Below are 19399 nucleotides of genomic sequence, written 5' to 3'. Positions count from 1 at the left end.
TCATAACAAATATTAGGACAACGAATATGGCATATTGGCTAATGAAGTCTAATCCAAAATTTTTTGGCATCGAAGACCTACAACGTTTGGGCACAGAGTGTTGGGACGGCGTACGTAACTACCGCGCTCGTAACTTTATGCGCGACGATATGCAAGTAGGTGACAAAGTATTCTTTTATCATTCGAGCGCAAAACCCTCTGGCGTCGCTGGCATCATGACGATAAGCAAAGCGGGTTACCCTGATCCAACCCAGTTTCATCCTGAACATCGGCATTACGACCCTATCGCAACCAGTGAGACACCGCGCTGGTATATGGTCGATGTGACATTTGAGCAAGCTTTTAAGGCAATCTTACCGTTATCTGAGCTAAAGTTTATCCCCACACTTGAGGATTCCCTGCTACTTAGGAAAGGCTGCGAGCAATTGACAATCATACCGCTTGAACCCAAGCACTGGCAGGCTATTATAGATATGGCAGAGACGCTGGAGCTAGTATGAGCTCATAAGTAATAGGTCAAAGGTTTTTGTAGCACTACCTTACCAAAGTTTGCTATATTTACGCCTTGATTCTCGCATCTACCCTATCTTCACACCCTAGGACCCCTTTATGAGCGCACCCAAACTCGTACTATCTGTATTAACTGTCAGTATATTAGGGCTGACACTAAGCGCTTGCGGCAGCGATGGTGATAAAGTCAAAAAAGAGTATGACCGCATCGAAGACCAAGTTAAAGACGAGTACGATCGTGTAGAAGATAAAGTCAAAGGTAAATATGAAGAAGTCGAAGATAAGCTAACTGATGATGAAAAAAGCATGGCTGAGATTTTGGAGTCTGTGTTTTTACCTGAAGAGTCATTAGATAACTTCTTAGATAAATTGACGCCAGAGGGTGGACGCGGCGGTCTCTATGTTGGTCACTTCACCGAGCTTGATGATGGTGATAATAGCGACATTGATATCGGGGCGATATATTTTGATATCAGTAAGGATGGCGCCGGTAGTGTTGATGGGCGTATCAGTTACCAACAGCAGATTTGTCAAGAAAACCGCACACTTGATGTCAACACAGGCTTTAAAGTAGATAATTATATGACAGGCAAGGTAACTGGTAGCCTTGATACTGCAGAATTTTTAGACATCAAATATATCAATGATCTAAATCTTGAAACGCCAAACTTGATGACCACCTTTGCTGGTAGCTTTGAGGAAAACCAAGTAGGCTCACCATGGAGAGGTAGTTTTGAATATCAAGACAGTCTAGGCGGCACTACTCTTTCAGCTGCCAAAGATAACTGTAAGGTTACCTATACTCTGAGTGATCGTTCTAACTTTACCACTTATGCCCTCGACTATCAGCTGGGCAATATGATGCTCGACATCACTGGTAATGGCAGCCAAAAAACCGTCACTTGGAAGAATCCAATTAACACAAAACAAGTATTAGTCAGCCAAATCGATGTCAACAAAGCTGAGTCTGGCGCTAACGGCTATGTACAGAACGCTGTATTGGCTAACAATAACACCCAGTTTGCACCCGTCATTCCGGATATTTCGACTAACTACGCTATTGTCGTGCAGGCATTTGATGCAAATAATAAGTTAATTGGCTATCAAGCAATCGTACAAGATTTGCCTGAAGCATTATGAGCTTTTATGAGTGAAATATGACGATTAATTCAAGGCTATTGTAAAAAAATTAAACGTTTTTAAAGCGCTGGAATCACAGTCTGGCTTCTTAGCCATTTATATCATTATACCTGTCAGTTCATAATGTGAATTGGCGGGTTGCTTTGTTTTATTGACGTCATTTTTATTTTCAGACTTTGCCTATATAGACTTGCTCATATTATTTATCGGAGTATTATCATCGGCACAGATTCTTTGATACTGCCTTGTCAACGATTTGTTGATGGCAGTATTTGAACATCAATAACCAACGTGAATAATGAAAAGTTGCTAACTATGGTTTTGCCATTATCTTTTACAGACTTTAAAAGCTACAGCTTACGTTTAGGCGTGCTCGCGCTACCTATTTTAATTACTCAATTTTGCCAAGCAGCGCTAGGAGTCGTTGACTCTATTATGGCAGGACGTGTCTCGGCGCTTGATTTGGCTGCCGTGGCTGTTGGCTCTGGTATTTGGTTACCGCTGTTTTTATTAGCCACAGGCATCCTTATTGCCACGACCCCTTTAATTGGGGAAGCGATAGGGCAAAATAAATACAGCCAAGTTCCACATATCACTCAGCAGTCTATATGGACCGCCAGCGTTATCGGTATTTGCGGTTTTATTATTGTGAATTTGATGCCAAATGTGCTCAGCTTAATGGGTGTGCCAGAGAACATTCAACCTATCGCCGCTCAATACTTACATGGCGTTTCTTTTGGCTTTCCTGCGCTTGCCATTTATGCAGTATTACGTAGTTATTGTGAAGCACTTAGTCGACCTGAGCCAGTCACAGTCGTTAGTATTATCGGTCTATTAGCAGATATACCGCTTAATTATATTTTTATCCATGGATTGTTTGGCATGCCCGAGATGGGCGGTGCAGGTTGCGGTGTAGCAACAGCACTAGTGCTATGGATTAACGTATTGATTTTGGGCGTTTATACTACCCTCTCCAAGCGTCAGCAATTTGCCAGTACTCGTTTTTTCTACAGCTTTACCGCCCCCAACCGAGAGCAAATAACCAAGCTACTTAAACTTGGCATTCCAATTGGTCTTTCTATCTTTTTTGAAGCCAGCTTATTTAGCTTAGGCGCACTGGTCATTAGCCCATTAGGTGAGATCGCCACGGCATCACATCAAGTCGCTCTAGCAGTCACCTCTCAGTTATTTATGATTCCAATATCAGTCGCGATGGCGCTGACTATAATGATATCTAATCGTTTTGGTGAAAAGAATTTGCTCGCTTTACGTCACGTACAAGCAACTGGGCTCATTTGGACAGTGCTTATCGCGCTTGTCTGCATGCTTGGTATTTGGATGTTTAGACCACAGCTGGCTGCAGCATTTACCGACAATCCTGAGTTACGAGCACAGGCTATGCATCTGTTAATCTTCGCGCTGGCTTATCAGCTCTTTGATGGCTGGCAGGTCAATGTTGCTGGGATATTACGCGGGATGCAAGATACCACGATACCGATGTGGGTCACACTTTTTTGTTATTGGGTAGTTGCCTTGCCACTTGGTATTTACCTCGTACGTTTTACAGACGTAGGTGCACAAGGGTTCTGGATGGCCTTGATTACTGGTTTATTTTTGGCCTCTATCCTGTTGTCTTTACGATTACGCTATCAGCAAAGACGCTTAACGGCCTTGTGGAACTAAACAATGTTAAGAAAACCTCAACAATAATAGGATGCATGTTACTATTATTCGCCTTAGCGTCAAAAATATGTAAAAAGTCCCAGTTAACAACTGTACATTGATTGCTCATTGCGCTGAATATAGGTATCATTAGCAATCAATTAAACAATATTTTGTTACACTATTTCTTTCTTTAATTTAAAAAAAAGGCATCATTAAAATTATGGATATTGAAAAAATACGCACGCTAATCGCTCTCATGGAAGAAAACGAACTGGTCAATCTAGAAGTCAGTTCAGATGATGAGCATATCAGTTTAACCCGTCATTATGATGCACCAGCTCCAACAATGATGGCAGCGCCTGCTATGGGTGCAGCGCCTGCTGCTGCTCCTGAAGCTAAAGCAGCTGTTAAAGCTGGTAGTGTTGAAACCTCACCAATGGTTGGTGTGTTCTATGCAGCTCCTAGCCCTAACGACCCACCATTCGTAAAAGTTGGTCAAACCGTGCAGGCTGGTGATACGCTTGGTATTATCGAAGCGATGAAAATCATGAACCCGCTTGAGGCAACTCAAAGTGGTGTCATTGCTGAAATCTTAGTGGACAACTCTGAGGTTGTACAGTTTGGCCAGCCTGTTATACGCTATAAAGCCTAATTGTACTCGCTACACCTTATTTTGTTATGTTCAATACCTCGTTCATACTCATATTATATGAGTAATATATAACGACTGGATTGATCAACGCCGCTTTGACGAGGATGACCCTATGATAAAAAAACTGCTCATCGCCAACCGAGGTGAGATTGCTCTACGTATCGTACGTGCATGTAAAGCACTTGGTATAGAGACTGTCGGTATTTACTCCACTGCTGATGAAAACCTCATGCATCTGCGCTTTGTCGATGAAGCTATCTGTATCGGCAAACCAAATGCTAGCGAAAGTTATTTGAATATCAATACTATTTTAACGGCTGCTGAAATCTCTAGTGCTGATGCCATTCATCCTGGTTATGGTTTTTTGGCCGAAAACGCTGAATTCGCTGAACGTATTGAAGAAGCTGGATTAACTTTTGTAGGCCCTAATGCTGATCATATTCGGCTCATGGGTAATAAAGTTTCTGCCATTAATGCGATGAAAAAGGCTGGCGTACCCACTGTTCCTGGTTCAGTTGGTGCTGTTACTATGCACAACGCTGAAGAACAAGCTCGTAATATTGGCTTTCCGTTGATCATTAAAGCTGCTTCTGGCGGTGGTGGACGCGGTATGCGTGTCGTTGAACGTTTTGATGAGCTGGTTGGTCAAGTACAAGCGGCAAGACAAGAAGCTGAGCTATGGTTTGGCGATGATACTGTCTATATGGAGCGTTACTTACAAAACCCGCGCCATGTCGAGATCCAAGTATTGGGCGATGGTAATGGTAATGCTATTCATCTTTATGATCGCGACTGCTCACTACAGCGTCGTCACCAAAAGGTGTTAGAAGAAGCGCCTGCTCCTGATATTCCGGATGATGTCCGTGAACCAATACTCCAAGCTTGTGTTAAAGCGTGTGAGCTGGTTGAATATCGCGGCGCTGGTACGTTTGAGTTTTTATTCGAAAATAATGAATTTTTCTTTATTGAGATGAATACACGGGTACAAGTTGAGCATCCTGTGACTGAAATGATCACTGGTATTGATGTAGTGGTTGAACAATTAAAAATCGCTGCAGGTTATGGCTTATCTTATCGTCAAGATGAGATTGAAATTCAAGGTCACGCAATCGAATGTCGTATCAATGCTGAAGACCCAGTAACTTTTATGCCTTCACCTGGCAAAGTTACGCAGCTGTACGCGCCTAGTGGCGCTGGTGTACGTTTTGATTCGCATTTATATCCTGGCTATGAAATCCCTAGCTATTATGACTCATTGATTGGTAAGCTCATTTGTCATGGACAGACTCGCCAGCAAGCTATCGCAAAAACAGTACATGCGCTTGATGAGCTTATTATCGAAGGCATAAAAACCAACATTCCTATGCATCGCGATGTCATTTTAGCGGATGAAAACTTCGTTAATGAAGCTCAAAATATCCATTATCTTGAAGAAGAAATGCTTGAAACGCAAAAGACTAAAGTTGCAAAATAAAGAGAATTTTGATGCTTCAAATAAAAACCGCCCCCTATAAGAGAGCGGTTTTTTATTTATTATAACTAAGCTATTAAAACCTATTAATTATGGTAGGACTCTATGAAAATTCATAAAGCATTGTGTGCCTTCAGGATCAGCACACCACTGCATCTCATTACCATCATGGTTTAAGTAAGCAATCAGTGCCTCGTCAGTCTGATCAATCTGATTACCTGAACAGTCTACTTCGTTATTGTCATACACAGTTTTGATGGCGATAATAGGCAAACCTTCTTCACGGTGCGTGACCAAATAACGGCCATAAGTCCATTCTTTACCACTTACTGCCCACATCTCATTATCTGCACCAAAATTATATAACTCTCGGCATTGCGTAGCACTTTTCGTCTTTACATTATCATCAGTTATTGTACTAGGCGCTGTATTGGGTATGACTTTAAAGATACGACGTTCGCTTTGATTCAACACACCATCTGCTTTAGCCGTTATCTCAGATTCATTGGTCTCCATATCTTGAGCACTATTTGTTGCCATTTGCTCCGCTATAGCCTCTTTGGTCATAGTGATACCACTATCCAAATCTATTTCCCATTGTCCAGCAATAGCAGGACTAATATGCGTTGTAATCACTGACTGACTAACAGGTTCGCTATTACCGGGTAATGAAGCTAAGACAGCGGCTAACGTAAATGACGCAAACGAGATTGGTTCCATAATTAACCTTATACTTGTAATGTAAATTATCTGTCTTAGTGTAAGTCCTAGCTGCCAAACACACAAGTAACATTATGCTATGCATAAACAGATGTGCATTCAGTGAAACTTATATTCTATAAAAAACCGCCATACTCTATAGAAGATATGACGGTTTTTTAGTTTTACGCTACTTAACTTTAACTAAGCCGCTACTGTGCTTGGCGCTTGAGCAAATGCAGATAGCGCTCCTTTTAGCATCGCCGATACCGTACTGCTACAGGTACCAATACCAGAGTAAACTTCTCCATCAACGTTTAGTTGAATATAAGCCGCCGCATTAGCATTGGTTTTGTTATCGCTGTTATTGTCATCATCGATACCATTACCACTATTATGCTGCGGATTGATAGCATGCTCGGCATAATTGATAACGTGTATTGATTTACCAGTGTGCTGCGCAAGTCCGTCAATGAACGATGACAAGGGACCATTACCTGTTCCATCAATCGTAATAGTATCGCTATTCATCTGTACTTGACCATTAAAATAAACGTCACCGCCCTTGTTATTGACACTATAATCTAATAGCTCTAAATTACCTTTTTGCAAATACGTGTCTTCAAAGGTCTGTAATATTTCGTCATTTTGTAGCTCGCGTGCCACTGTCTCAGCCTGCTTTTGTACCACACCACTAAAGTCAATTTGCATCCAGCGTGGCAAATTAAACCCATAGTTGCGTTGCAAGATATAAGCGACGCCGCCTTTTCCGGATTGACTATTGATTCGAACCACATCTTGGTAACTACGACCAATATGCGCAGGATCGATCGGTAAATAAGCCACATCCCATACATTATCAGTCTCATCTTGATGCTTTTCATTATAATCGAGAGATTTTTTGATGGCATCTTGATGTGAGCCACTAAAGGCAGTAAAGACAAGCTCGCCCACATACGGATGACGTGGATGTAGCGGTAAATTGTTACACTCGCTCACCACTTGCACAATCTCGCTCATATTACTAAAATCAAGCTCAGGATCGATACCTTGACTGAATAAATTCATCGCCATGACCATGATATCCATATTACCAGTACGCTCCCCGTTGCCAAGCAAAGTGCCCTCGATACGATCGGCGCCAGCAAGTACACCTAGCTCCGCAGCTGCGACCGCACAGCCTCTATCATTATGGGTATGAAGACTGATAATCACATGCTCACGCTGTGCAAGATTGCAGCAGAAGTATTCAACCTGATCAGCAAAGATATTAGGCATAGAAGCTTCAACAGTCGCTGGTAAGTTAAGAATAACTTCTTGTCCTTGTTGCGGCTGCCATACGTCGCAAACAGCATCACAGACTTCTACGGCATATTCGGTTTCAGTTTGGCTAAAGCTTTCAGGCGAATATTGGAATACCCATTCTGTCTCTGGATATTTAGCCGCATATTCAACCAATAAATTGGCCCCAGTAATAGCAATCTCTTTAATATCCGCTTTATCTTTACCATAAACCTTTTCACGTTGCACACGGCTGGTTGAGTTATAGACATGAACGATGGCTCGCTTTGCGCCCTTTAATGATTCAAAAGTACGTGCTATTAAGTGCTCACGAGCTTGTACCAATACCTGCAACGTCACATCATCTGGTACATGGTTTTCTTCAATAAGTTTACGAGCAAAATCAAACTCGACTTGCGCCGCTGATGGGAAACCAATTTCTATCTCTTTAAAACCAACATCAACCAAAGTTTTAAAAAAGCGCATTTTTTGTTCGATAGTCATCGGATCAATCAGAGCTTGATTACCATCACGCAGATCGACGCTCGCCCATATTGGAGATGTTTCAATGGTTTTGCTAGGCCACGTGCGATCTGGCAATGAAGGCGCGAACGCAAATGGACGATATTTACGGAAATCAAAAGCAGCGCTTTTAGGTGCAATCTTTGCAGTACGTGTGGTCGTATTGTGGGTGGCTTGGTCAGACATAATCAATCCTTTTAGACGATATGATGAGCTAGATATATATCTAACTAAATGGCTTTATCATAAGAGATGATAGTTATGTCATTATAATAGCAAAGATTTTGAAGTGAAAAGCAGCTTTATTAAACAATTTTATAGTTATAATTAGTGATTATGACTAATTTTATGGATATAATCAGTGCAAATCACTAATGCTAGATAAAAAAGATGACCGAGAGCCACTTTGCCCGTCAAACCACACATGCTATCGACGATATTGACAAGCGTCTTTTACGTCTATTACAGACTGACGCACGGATGAGCATTACTGAGCTGGCAGAAAACGTTAACCTGTCAGCTACTCCCTGCGCACGCCGTATCAAACGTCTAGAAGATACAGGCATTATCACAGGTTATCATGCTCAAACCGACGCAGAAAAGCTTGGCTATCCACTCGCTATATTTATTGCCATTAGTATGGATCGCCACACAGCTGAGCGTTTTGAGCAGTTTGAAAAAAAGGTGCAAAGCTTCGATGAAGTGATCAGTTGCAGCATCGTTACGGGTCGTTCTGAGGACTACCTAATTAAAGTGCGCGTACGCGATATGGCGCACTATGAGGAGTTTTTATTACATCGGCTAAATCGTATTGAAGGTGTCGCACAAGTGCATACGAGCTTTGAGTTACGAGAAGTATTTAGTCGCAGCATGGTCTAAAAAACTACTTTTAAGAATAATTATTGCGTTGCCGACGAAATAACAGGATTAGAACAAGTCCAATCAATAGCCCAATAGCAGCGACCAATAGCCCTGCATTAAAATTGTCATCCTGCCCTGCTAATGCAACCGTCACTAATGGTCCAATAAACTGCCCGAGTGCATAGGCTAAAGTTGCCAATCCTATGAGCAAATTAGAATAAGCTGGATTGATATTTTTGATAATATTCAAAGTCATTGAGACCATACCAACAAAGGTTAATCCTAAAATTACCGCATTCGCGTATAAGCCAAATGCACCTTTGAACCATAAAGGTAAAAGCATCCCTAATGCTTGTAATAAAGTTAAACCCATCAAGGTTTTGGTCTCACCGATACGTTTCGCAAGCGCGCCCCACAGAGGATTGGACAGCATCGCAAAAATACCAACCAGCAACCAAATAAGCAGTCCAGCATAGCTTTGGGTTGTGAGTCGCTGTGCTGCCATGACGGGCAAAAAGGTTGCTGATGTAATATAACCAAACCCCGCCAGCACGTAGCTCGCTGACAACAATGCAATAGCTTTGGTATGTCCGGTGATTGCCTCGTATAATGAACGTTTAAAATTAATATAAGTTTGGCGTATAGACCGGTGCGCAGCATTGGACGATGAGTTTGCTAATCGTGTCTCGCCAGATGCAGTTGTATTTGTATCTGCATTTATTGGTCGTATGCCATAGAGTAGCCAGAGCAGCGGCAAGCTACTCACGCCTGCTACCAGCCAGATAATATCAAAATGATAGCCAAGCAATAATAACCACCAAGTTAATACAGCTGAGAGGCTAATACCTACTCCTATCCCCGCATAATGTAATGCCGAAAGCACAGAGCGACGCTCATTGCTAAAACTTTGAATCACCAATGACGAGCTTAAAATCATTGCAACCCCACTCGCGATGCCTGCGAGCAAACGAATGACATACCATAAGTTTAATGACATCTCCGGTACGGCGAGCAATGTCGTTGTGAACACACTAACAACCGTCCATAGCATGAGCATTTGCCACGTGAGACGTTGCGGGACAAACATGGCAATAAGCGCACCGATAAAGTAGCCAATATAATTCACTGAGGCGAGCCATCCAGCAATGGCAGTCGATAACGTCAACTGAATCATGATATCAGGCAAGGTAGCCGTAAATAAAAAGCGCCCATAACCCATCACCACCGCTAGACAATAAAGACCTGTCCAAGCGATGGTAATTTCATTGGTGATAATAGGAAGAATGCGGCTGTTGGGAGCAGTCATCATGACGAAGCCAATTTGTGGCAATTAGCACACAATCCTTTGTGTTAAAAAATCTACAAACAACGCTCAAAAGCAGCAATAGGTTATATAAACTGCATAAAACTAATTAGAAACTACTTAAAAACTAGGAAACATTAAGTGCTGGCGTCGAAGGTTGCTCTGTGTCGGTCTGTCCTAATATCTGTACCCGTTGATCGCTAAACATATCCATATCAGGGGCTAAAGTACGCATAAACCGATCAAAATATAACAACTGCTTGGTCAGTAACGCAAAGTCACGGGGGAAATGAATACCATGACGTTTACCGACTTCAACGATTTCAAGCATCATTTGATTCAACTCATCAGCCTGCTCTTTACTGTTAAAAGGCACACCGCTTGTAAACGTAATGTCTTCTGCCATGATGGTTTTCATCATACGTTGTAAGTCATTTGCTAAGTCCTGTGCATCGACATTACTGCGACCATGAGTCATCTCCATATCGATCATATGCTGCGCCATTGCTTGATAGTTATTATCTTGTAATGCCTGCATCATGCCCATACAGGCACGCCAGCTTTCGGCTTTAAGCTTACCCACGATACCAAAATCTAAAAAGCCAATTCGGCCATCTGTTAAGAGCATTAGGTTGCCCGCATGCAAGTCAGCGTGGAAACTATTGCAGAACATCAGGCTTGCAAACCACGTATTCAGCGTATCTGCCATCACTTGCGCTGGGTCATCACAATACTGGCGCATTGCCGTCTCATCAATCATAGAGACGCCATGTAATTGGCTCATAGTCAGGACACGTTTGGTCGTCAAATCATCATAGACCTCTGGCGCTACTACCTTTGTATTTCCTGATACGCTCAAAAACTGCTGAAAATCACGGATGTTTTGTGCCTCGCTAATAAAGTCAGTTTCGGCCAACATACGTAAACGAATCTCATCAATAATCGGTGCAATACTGGCAAACCTCATCGAAGGCATGAGCAGCTCAACGATTTTAGTCACCCCATGCAACACGCCTAAGTCGGTTTGCATGATGGTTTCGACTTCAGGCTTTTGCACCTTTAACACCACTTCATCGCCATTATGTAAACGCGCGGCATGCACCTGAGCAATGGAGGCTGATGCTAAAGGCTTTTCATCGATGAATGCAAATTTGTCAGACAGCGTTTGCCCATCGACGGCCAGCTCATCCGTCAACACCTGCTCGATGTAGGTATAAGATAATGGTGTCGTTTGATCCAAACAGTCTTGAAAGGCTTCTACATATTCACGCGGAAATAACGAGGGCGTGCTGGCTATAAACTGTCCGATTTTAATATAAGTCGTACCAAGCTGCTCAAAAGTATCTTTTAACAGCTTGGCATCAGGCTTCTCGCCTTTTGCAACTCTTAGTGCAGATAATCCGGCGACACTGACCGTCTGACGCATACGGTTAACCACATTGAACGAATGCTTGAGTAAATGAGGACGATGAATTTTCATAAAAAACAACTATAATTAGAAAACAAAATTGGGTGATAAAAAATACTGTGACAGTTAAAATGTGACGCTAAATAATACAAAACCAAATAACGGTGAAATAACTAAACAGCGCACACAGGACAATGCTTGTCTTGCCGATAGCCCATCAGGCGCTGCTGCATCCGGCTACCATCCCACAAAAGCAGCTTATTAATCAGTGGATTTTTGGTTAATCCTAAATATTGTAGCGCAGCGTTGGCCTGCAAATTACCCATAATAGCAGTGGTACTGGCAAGCACTCCAGAATTGGCGCAGGTACGCTCATCGACCTCTGCATCATGCGTCACTGAACCAAAGACGCAGTAGTAACAGCCTGTATTTAACTTCGGCTCAAATAATGCCAATTGACCTTGCATGCCTATCGCTGAGGCAGTCAATAGCGGGATTTGGAAACGCACACTAATGCGATTAATAATGTCGCGCGTGGCAAAGTTGTCGGTACAATCTAGTAAAAGATTGGGCTTACCTGTCGCCATACCAAGCAGCTCATAAGCGTTGTCTTCACTCAAGCGTGCAACTGTACCGCAAGCAGATGCTAATGGATTAATTTCCTCAAGCATCTTGGCAGCGGTCAATGCCTTAGGCTGACCGATATCTTTGGGTAAAAATAGCGTTTGCCGCTGTAAATTGCTCGCCTCAATCTCATCGTCATCAATCAGATGAGTTTGCCCAAGTCCTGCTCGCACCAAAGTCTCAGAAGCTGGGCAACCTAAACCGCCTGCGCCTATCATGACTACGCGAGACGATTTCAGTCTTAGCTGAGCGTCGACATCCCAGCCTTCAAGCAATACCTGCCGTGCATAACGCATTAGCTCATCATCTGATAACTGCTTGGATTCTAACGACTGCACCATATTTATCACCAAAAATCTATTACCATAAATAGCTGATAAAATTAAACCAACTACCCAATCTGTCCAAGCGTCACACGATCATTACCACCAAAGTCCTGCACCGTTTGTACTGCGCTAAAGCCTTTATCTGACAATATTTGCCGTACTGCTGCTCCTTGATCATAACCATGCTCAATCGCCAATATTCCACCTGCATGTAGATGTTGCGGTGCATACCGGACAATATGCTCTATATCCGCAAGTCCGTGATTGGGTGCACTTAGGGCACTAATAGGCTCGGCTACTAAACGCACCAAATGCTCATCGGTTTCGTCAATATAAGGAGGATTGGAGACAATCACATCGAATAAGTGCTCGTCCTGAGTAGACAGCTCTTCATACCAGCTGCTTTGTACAAAATCAATATCGGCAACATCATTGATAGCGGCATTATGTTTAGCCACTTTAAGCGCCTCTGCTGATAAATCAACCGCTACTGTTTGCCAACGACCATATTTCAATTGATGTTTTAACTCATGCGCCAAGCTGATAGCAATACAACCTGACCCTGTGCCTAAGTCTAGTAACCGCTTTGGTTTATTATCCTCACCTAAAATTTTTGGCTGAGACTTTATCCAATTTAAAACTTGTTCGACCAAAACTTCAGTGTCAGGCCGAGGGATTAAAGTGTGCTCATTAACCGTAAAATTAAGCGACCAAAACTCTTGTTGTCCAGTTAGATAAGCGAGCGGTGTGCCAGCTTGCATTTTGACAACGCCAGTATTAAATTGCTCAAGCTCACTATCGGACAGCTGATAACTCTCATCAGTGATTAAAAATGAGCTTGGTTTATTGATAACATGTAACAACCAATCCGTTAGCCAAAATGGCGGCAGCGTACCTCTCGTAACACCATTTGTTAGTTGCCAGATTTGCTGCTTTATTTGATAAATGGTGAACGCTGTCATAGATAACTCTTAAAAATACTGTCTAGCAATTTGGGTTACAACATGGCTGCTCGTTAGCGTTAGTCTGTTGCACGTGGTGATTCTTTAGTGTCGGTTAGATTTGGATTGGTTTTAGTTAGGCTAGTAACAGTGTTACTACCATTATTACTGTCGTCGTTGTCACTATAAATATCATCATTATCACCGATTATAATGTGTTTATCGACAAGATAAATCAGTGCCAAAATGGGTATGCCGATAGCAAAAGTGAAAATGAAAAAGAACGGATAACTGGTGTTATCGACAATAGTTCCCGAATAACCACCCAGTACTTTGGGTAGCAAAGTCATAAGTGATGAAAATATCGCATACTGTACTGCAGTAAAACGAATAGAAGTCAAAGCAGATAAAAAGGCAATAAATACCGCACTAGCAAGACCTGCAGCAAGGTTATCGAAGATAACGGCTAGATACATATACGGCAAACTACCAGGATGATACGTCAACAATACAAACAACAGGTTAGTCGCACAAGCCAATATTGCCCCAACCATCATGGCTTGCATCATACGCAGCTTTTGAGCCAGTAACCCGCCCAAAAACCCTCCAGCGATCACCATAATGACGCCAACTAACTTTACCGCATTGGCAATATCGGTCTTGGTAAAACCCATATCTTGATAAAAAACATTGGATATTACCCCAGCCACAATATCTGAAATACGATATAAGCCAATAAGTGCTAGAAGCAACAAGGCTTTTTTGCCATAACGACGAAAGAAATCAGCGATAGGCTCAACCCACGTTGTTTTAGCAACTTCTGCTTCTACAAGATTGGCTTTTACCAACCCATAACCTATGGCCAAAGCCACTGTCAGACTCAAGGTCATACGCACTAATTCATATAGAAACCCTAAAAGCGCACTTTCTGTCTCAGGCAACAATGTTCCTAAATTTGCAAATATGAACACAAAACCTATGACTGATAATGCAAATACCAAGACTAGACGCGAATAGTCTGATGTCTTGCGTTCAACGCGCACCTGATTACTAACTGGCTCATGAATAATCAAAGTGGTCGCGACCCCGATTCCCATGACCCCTGCCATAATCCAATAAGTATTTCGCCATGCTTCATAGCTATAAAGCGCCTCAGTTGAACCAAAATAATCAGCCAAATATAGCGCGCCTGCCCCAGCGACAATCATACCAAAACGGTAGCCTGCAGTATACATGGCAGACAATACCGACTGTAGACTTGGGGGAGCAAGCTCAATGCGATAAGCATCGATGACAATATCTTGAGTAGCGGAGGAAAAACCCAGTAATACCGCCCCAACTGCCATGAAAATAAGGCTACCTTCATTGGTTGGATTGACGCTCGCCATCAGACAAATCGCCACAATAATCATCAATTGAGCGACCAGTATCCAACTACGACGACGGCCCAATAGTTTGGTCAATACAGGTAGTGGCACAGCATCAACCAATGGTGCCCAAATAAACTTGAACGAATAGCCAAGTGCCGCCCAACTAAACATTGTTACCACACTGCGATCAATACCAGCCTCACGCAGCCACAGTGAGAGACTCGAAAAGATAAGCAAAATGGGAATACCAGCGACAAACCCTAAGAACAACATAATAATGGCGCGTCGATCGAGATAAGCTTTTGCCGCCTCTCCCCATGACTTTTTGGCAACTGGGGGATTTGGAGGCACAGGTTGGACAGCAGACATAACTATTCACCAAAAATTGAAACAAAAAGCACAACCTTCTACCATTTTTATCAATCATTAGTATCAATTATATGCACTGAGATGATAAAAGCTGGTCAAAGTTGTATAAAAAAAGCCACACTTGTAGCAAAATTGAATTATGGTACTTCAGAACGTCTACATTGACTAGACATTCTATCGAAATTTATGCATTAAAGTTTGATAACTTAACTCAATGACTTTGTATCTTCTAGCATAGTAAACTTATGTATTATTAGCTTACGAAATTACTAATATATACTCACTACTTATACAATCATTACTTACGCACTTGTTATCTATAAGCATTTTTACTACCTTCATATTTTTTTGTGAGAAAAACAAGACCAATATTGAGTAGAATCATCATACCTTTCAAACTTTGCATCTTTTATATATTCCGAATTATCATAAGCTGATAGCAATATCTTATATACAAGAATAATAGATTTGATTTACACTGGTTTTCTACTGCATAACTGTACATTTTTATTTTTATATACAGACAGCGTTTGTGTATTTATACAATAGGATTAACTAATGGCAATCGACGTAGTGGTCAATCAGCGGCATCTACAAATCCAGCTCAAGCAGTTGGAAACGGTATGGCATACGGTAATCAACGGCTATAATCTAAGCCAAGCAGCGACAGTATTACATACCAGTCAATCAAGCTTATCAAAGCATATAGCAGCACTTGAAAACCAACTCAAAACTGAAGTATTCATTCGTCAAGGCAAACGTTTGACGGGTCTTACAACCATGGGCACAGCGCTCATGCCGCATATTGAAACTATTTTTGCCGAAATTCGTACGATTGAGAATCTCAGTCTCGATTTTAATAATCCCAATATTGGCACATTGACGATTGCCACCACTCATACGCAGGCACGATATGTTTTACCAAAAGTAGTCAAAGAGTTCAAAGCACGATTTCCTAAAGTAAATCTCATATTGCAGCAGGCTGACCCTGAGACCATCGCACAAATGGTGATACGTGGACAAGCTGATATCGGTATTGCAACCGAGTCATTACTGCATAACGACTATCTACGCTGCTTTCGTTATTATGACTGGACACATCGCGTCATCGTACCAAGCGATCATGAGCTTGCCGAACAAGAATCCATCGACTTACCTACCCTTGCAAGCTATCCGATTGTGACCTATCACGGTGGTTTTACCGGACGCGGGGCCATTGATAAAACTTTTGATGAAGCAGGATTAGAGCCTGATATTGTGTTGGCCGCACTTGATGCTGATGTGATTAGTACTTACGTCGGTCTGGGTTTAGGAGTTGGCATTATCGCTGAGATGGCATTTGAACCAAGCCATTACCAGAATTTAACCGCAATTCCAGTAGAGCACTTTGGTCGCTTTACCAGTTGGATGGCGGTACGAGATGATGCTGAAATTCGCCAATATGGCCGTGCTTTCATGGAGCTGTGTCAAAAGCAGTTTAGTACATAGCTCTTTGAACAGTAACTATTCTAGGCATAGTTAATTAACACTTTTATTTATATAAACATTCAACGGCACCGTTATCAGTAGATAGCGGTGCCGTTCGCTTTTCATCATGTCATTTATGCTATAAATTTGTTACATGCTTTTGTACGTCCATCCCATTATTAAGATTTGTTATCGTCTTAACTCCTGACCTTTATATTCTGTATAACCGCCCCATCATATTATCTATCGAGCATTCAAGACTTTTTATAAACAGCCTATACAAAACTGCCAGAAAAATTATGAGTGCTTTAAAATTTATGAAACAGGTGAACTATGAGTAATACAATTCCATTATCCTTTTTAGACTTAGCGCCCGTTCCTGAAGGTAAAACCATCGCTGAAGGCATTGCCCAGACGGTCGAGACAGCGCAGTGCGCAGAAAAGATCGGCTTAAATCGTTACTGGATGGCAGAGCATCACAATATGCCAGGTATCGCTAGTGCAGCGACATCGGTACTTCTATCACATATTGGCAGCCAAACCAAGCGTATTCGTATTGGAGCTGGCGGTGTCATGCTGCCAAACCATGCGCCATTGGTTATCGCTGAGCAATTTGGCACCTTGCAAGCGTTATACGGTGACCGTATCGATTTAGGGTTGGGCCGTGCTCCTGGTACTGACGGTGCAACTTTTCAGGCCTTACGTCGACAGATGAAAGATGCTGAGCGCTTTCCACAAGATGTACAAGAATTGATGTATTTCTTGGGTAATAGTACAGATAACAGTCCTGTACAAGCGTTTCCTGGTGCCAAATCAAACGTTCCTATTTGGATCTTAGGTTCATCGTTATTTGGGGCTACCCTAGCAGCGCATCTGGGCTTACCTTATGTATTTGCCTCTCACTTTGCCCCCGCGATGCTTGAGCAGGCCATCACGACCTATCGCGAGCAATTCAAGCCGTCCGCCTACCTTGACAAACCTTACGTCATGATAGCGGCAAACCTATTACTCGCTGATGATGACGCCACGGCGCATTATCATTTTACCTCAGCACAGCAAAGCTTTGTACGCTTACGCCGCGGGGAAACAGGTCAAATGCCAAAGCCCACTCATGATATGGACAGCATCTGGAGCTCAAGCGAAAAAATGATGGTAGAAAACGCGCTATCGATATCATTCATTGGCTCTGTTGATACCGTTAAGCCAAAACTTACTGCGTTTTTGGCAACGTATCAGCCAGACGAGCTAATCGTAACGGCGAACGTTTATGATCAAGCCACGCGTTTACGTTCACTTGAACTTACACCTGAGCTAAACTTGTTTACTTTACAACAAGAGGAGACGCTTGCATAATTGAAGGTGAACTCTAATGAGATAACGGTCATGGAATCATCTGCTTTTATTGGTTCATCAATATTTTTATACATTGTTGCATTTATTGCAGTGATGGTCGTTGGAGGGTATTTGACGTATCATACAAGTGCAAAAAGAAAGCAGCAGCGTAAAGACAAGCGAGATAGAGATAATTTAAATTGATGTAGCCTAAATTTATACCAAAAAAGCCGCTTTCTCTTATTTGAGAAGGCGGCTTTTTTACGCTTTGAATAACTATCTTAATTAGTAAAATACAAAGTATTTTTAAATAGCCTTACCAATCAATTGACGACCCAAGGTTTTTTTGTTCTGCTTGTTTTGCGACATATAAAGCCACTGCTGCATCGAAACTTGCCGCACCTACAGACTTAAACAAAGTGACTCCATCAGACTTAGTGACCTCTTCTTTTAACGCACCCGTTGCTAACGCTTGCAAATCACCGCTGAGATCATCCCAAGTCCATGTACAATCAGAGTTATCATGCGCTTGGATTAAATCGCCCGCTTCGTGACGGCTACCAGCCAAGTCATCAACGACGACCATGCTACTGCTTGCAACGATGTCGTTACCGATCTCTTTCATTGTTGCTTGATAGGCGCCTACCGCATTGATATGGGCATCGGCTTTAATTTGATCAACACTAAATAAACCTTCAGTCGCCCGTGTTGCAACATTAATGATATCGGCATCACGAACCGCTTCACTCATCTCTTCACAGACCTTGATTTCAACGTCCCACTGGGCATAATCATTAGCAAAACGGGTTTTAAATTGCTCCGCACCTTTATGGTTTCTGTTCCATAAATACACTGTTTTAATGTCAGGGCGTACCGTTAATACAGCGTTTAACTGCTCATAAGCCATACCGCCACAACCAACCACAGCGACACTCTGACAATCAGACTTTGTCATATACTTAGTAGCGATACCTGATAATGCTGCCGTCCTCACCTGAGTTATATAAATGCCATCCATAATGGCTAATATCTCGCCAGTATCATTGTTTGATACGGTAATAATAGCGGTGGTCGTTGGCATATTACGACTAGGATTATCAGGGCAAATAGTGACGAGCTTTACGGCAGTGTACTCTTTTTCACCATTATAGATAGTTGCTGGCATCGATAAATGCGAGCCTGAGCTATGCTTCTTATCCTCACTAAATGTCTCAATGACTAAACGTTCAGGCGCCTTTACCCAATTAGGATGCGCCGCTTGCTGATGTAATAGCTCTTCAATGGCATCAATAGCTGCTTGCATATTGAGATGTTCGGTCACTACTGCTTGGTTTAATAACTGCACTGTGAGCACTCCTTGCTTGTTGAATTTGTAAATTTATAATCGTATTTATTATGGAGTTGTTGTTACTTCCATCTACTCGATACTTATACACGTCTCATCATGCCTTTATCTAT

General features: G+C 42.2%; 17 protein-coding genes. 9 read left to right on the top strand and 8 right to left on the bottom strand.

Annotated features, from left to right (window positions below; all coding sequences use genetic code 11):
* Positions 1-26: 26 nt before the first annotated feature.
* The 5 genes from BTV98_RS05920 (at position 27) to accC (ending at position 5441) form a co-directional block, all read left to right on the top strand.
* Positions 27-500: an EVE domain-containing protein gene (locus tag BTV98_RS05920; RefSeq protein WP_058368675.1), complete on the top strand. Its 474-nt coding sequence runs from the start codon at positions 27-29 to the stop codon at positions 498-500.
* A 109-nt stretch (positions 501-609) separates the two neighbouring features.
* Positions 610-1650: a hypothetical protein gene (locus BTV98_RS05915; RefSeq protein WP_075103143.1), complete on the top strand. Its 1041-nt coding sequence runs from the start codon at positions 610-612 to the stop codon at positions 1648-1650.
* A 315-nt stretch (positions 1651-1965) separates the two neighbouring features.
* Complete coding sequence (locus tag BTV98_RS05910; RefSeq protein WP_058368673.1) at positions 1966-3333, top strand: MATE family efflux transporter; 1368 nt, start codon at positions 1966-1968, stop codon at positions 3331-3333.
* A 202-nt stretch (positions 3334-3535) separates the two neighbouring features.
* Positions 3536-3967 carry an acetyl-CoA carboxylase biotin carboxyl carrier protein gene (gene accB, locus BTV98_RS05905; protein WP_058368672.1) on the top strand — a complete coding sequence of 144 codons (432 nt, stop codon included), beginning with the start codon at positions 3536-3538 and terminating at the stop codon, positions 3965-3967.
* 112 nt (positions 3968-4079) lie between these two features.
* Positions 4080-5441: an acetyl-CoA carboxylase biotin carboxylase subunit gene (accC, locus tag BTV98_RS05900; RefSeq protein ID WP_075103142.1), complete on the top strand. Its 1362-nt coding sequence runs from the start codon at positions 4080-4082 to the stop codon at positions 5439-5441.
* 87 nt (positions 5442-5528) lie between these two features.
* Here accC and BTV98_RS05895 read toward each other — a convergent pair whose 3' ends face one another.
* Both BTV98_RS05895 and leuA read right to left on the bottom strand, forming a co-directional pair.
* Positions 5529-6158 carry a hypothetical protein gene (locus BTV98_RS05895; RefSeq protein WP_075103141.1) on the bottom strand — a complete coding sequence of 210 codons (630 nt, stop codon included), beginning with the start codon at positions 6156-6158 and terminating at the stop codon, positions 5529-5531.
* A 183-nt stretch (positions 6159-6341) separates the two neighbouring features.
* Positions 6342-8126: a 2-isopropylmalate synthase gene (gene leuA / locus BTV98_RS05890; protein WP_075103140.1), complete on the bottom strand. Its 1785-nt coding sequence runs from the start codon at positions 8124-8126 to the stop codon at positions 6342-6344.
* 204 nt (positions 8127-8330) lie between these two features.
* Here leuA and BTV98_RS05885 point away from each other — a divergent pair, with 204 nt between their 5' ends.
* Entirely contained in the window at positions 8331-8819 is a 489-nt protein-coding gene (locus tag BTV98_RS05885; RefSeq protein WP_058368669.1) for an Lrp/AsnC family transcriptional regulator, read from the top strand.
* 10 nt (positions 8820-8829) lie between these two features.
* On the opposite strand, the gene BTV98_RS05880 is transcribed toward BTV98_RS05885, so the two are convergent.
* The 5 genes from BTV98_RS05880 to BTV98_RS05860 form a co-directional block, all read right to left on the bottom strand.
* Positions 8830-10110 carry a YbfB/YjiJ family MFS transporter gene (locus tag BTV98_RS05880; protein WP_075103246.1) on the bottom strand — a complete coding sequence of 427 codons (1281 nt, stop codon included), beginning with the start codon at positions 10108-10110 and terminating at the stop codon, positions 8830-8832.
* Positions 10111-10231: 121 nt separating this feature from the next.
* Positions 10232-11584, bottom strand: coding sequence for an AarF/ABC1/UbiB kinase family protein (locus tag BTV98_RS05875; protein WP_075103139.1), 1353 nt, complete (start codon positions 11582-11584; stop codon positions 10232-10234).
* 101 nt (positions 11585-11685) lie between these two features.
* Positions 11686-12477 (bottom strand): HesA/MoeB/ThiF family protein, encoded by a 792-nt coding sequence (locus tag BTV98_RS05870; RefSeq protein ID WP_075103138.1) that lies wholly within the window; start codon positions 12475-12477, stop codon positions 11686-11688.
* Positions 12478-12527: 50 nt separating this feature from the next.
* Positions 12528-13424: a peptide chain release factor N(5)-glutamine methyltransferase gene (gene prmC, locus BTV98_RS05865; RefSeq protein ID WP_075103137.1), complete on the bottom strand. Its 897-nt coding sequence runs from the start codon at positions 13422-13424 to the stop codon at positions 12528-12530.
* Between the two features lie 59 nt (positions 13425-13483).
* The gene (locus BTV98_RS05860; protein WP_075103136.1) at positions 13484-15142 is read right to left on the bottom strand and encodes an MFS transporter; all 1659 of its coding nucleotides are present in this window, start codon (positions 15140-15142) and stop codon (positions 13484-13486) included.
* A 558-nt stretch (positions 15143-15700) separates the two neighbouring features.
* Here BTV98_RS05860 and BTV98_RS05855 point away from each other — a divergent pair.
* The 3 genes from BTV98_RS05855 to BTV98_RS13625 all read left to right on the top strand — a co-directional run bounded on the left by BTV98_RS05855 (position 15701) and on the right by BTV98_RS13625 (position 18145).
* Positions 15701-16630 (top strand): LysR substrate-binding domain-containing protein, encoded by a 930-nt coding sequence (locus BTV98_RS05855; RefSeq protein WP_075103135.1) that lies wholly within the window; start codon positions 15701-15703, stop codon positions 16628-16630.
* A 312-nt stretch (positions 16631-16942) separates the two neighbouring features.
* Positions 16943-17962, top strand: coding sequence for an LLM class flavin-dependent oxidoreductase (locus BTV98_RS05850; protein ID WP_075103134.1), 1020 nt, complete (start codon positions 16943-16945; stop codon positions 17960-17962).
* Between the two features lie 30 nt (positions 17963-17992).
* Positions 17993-18145, top strand: coding sequence for a hypothetical protein (locus BTV98_RS13625; RefSeq protein WP_178379359.1), 153 nt, complete (start codon positions 17993-17995; stop codon positions 18143-18145).
* A gap of 112 nt (positions 18146-18257) precedes the next feature.
* Here BTV98_RS13625 and BTV98_RS05845 read toward each other — a convergent pair whose 3' ends face one another.
* Entirely contained in the window at positions 18258-19286 is a 1029-nt protein-coding gene (locus tag BTV98_RS05845; RefSeq protein ID WP_075103133.1) for an ornithine cyclodeaminase family protein, read from the bottom strand.
* Positions 19287-19399 lie beyond the last annotated feature (113 nt).

Source organism: Psychrobacter sp. Cmf 22.2 (assembly GCF_001921745.1).
Taxonomy (GTDB): Bacteria; Pseudomonadota; Gammaproteobacteria; order Pseudomonadales; family Moraxellaceae; genus Psychrobacter.
The sequence above is the reverse complement of the archived record's forward strand: the minus strand, read 5'-3'. Positions and strand labels throughout refer to the sequence as shown.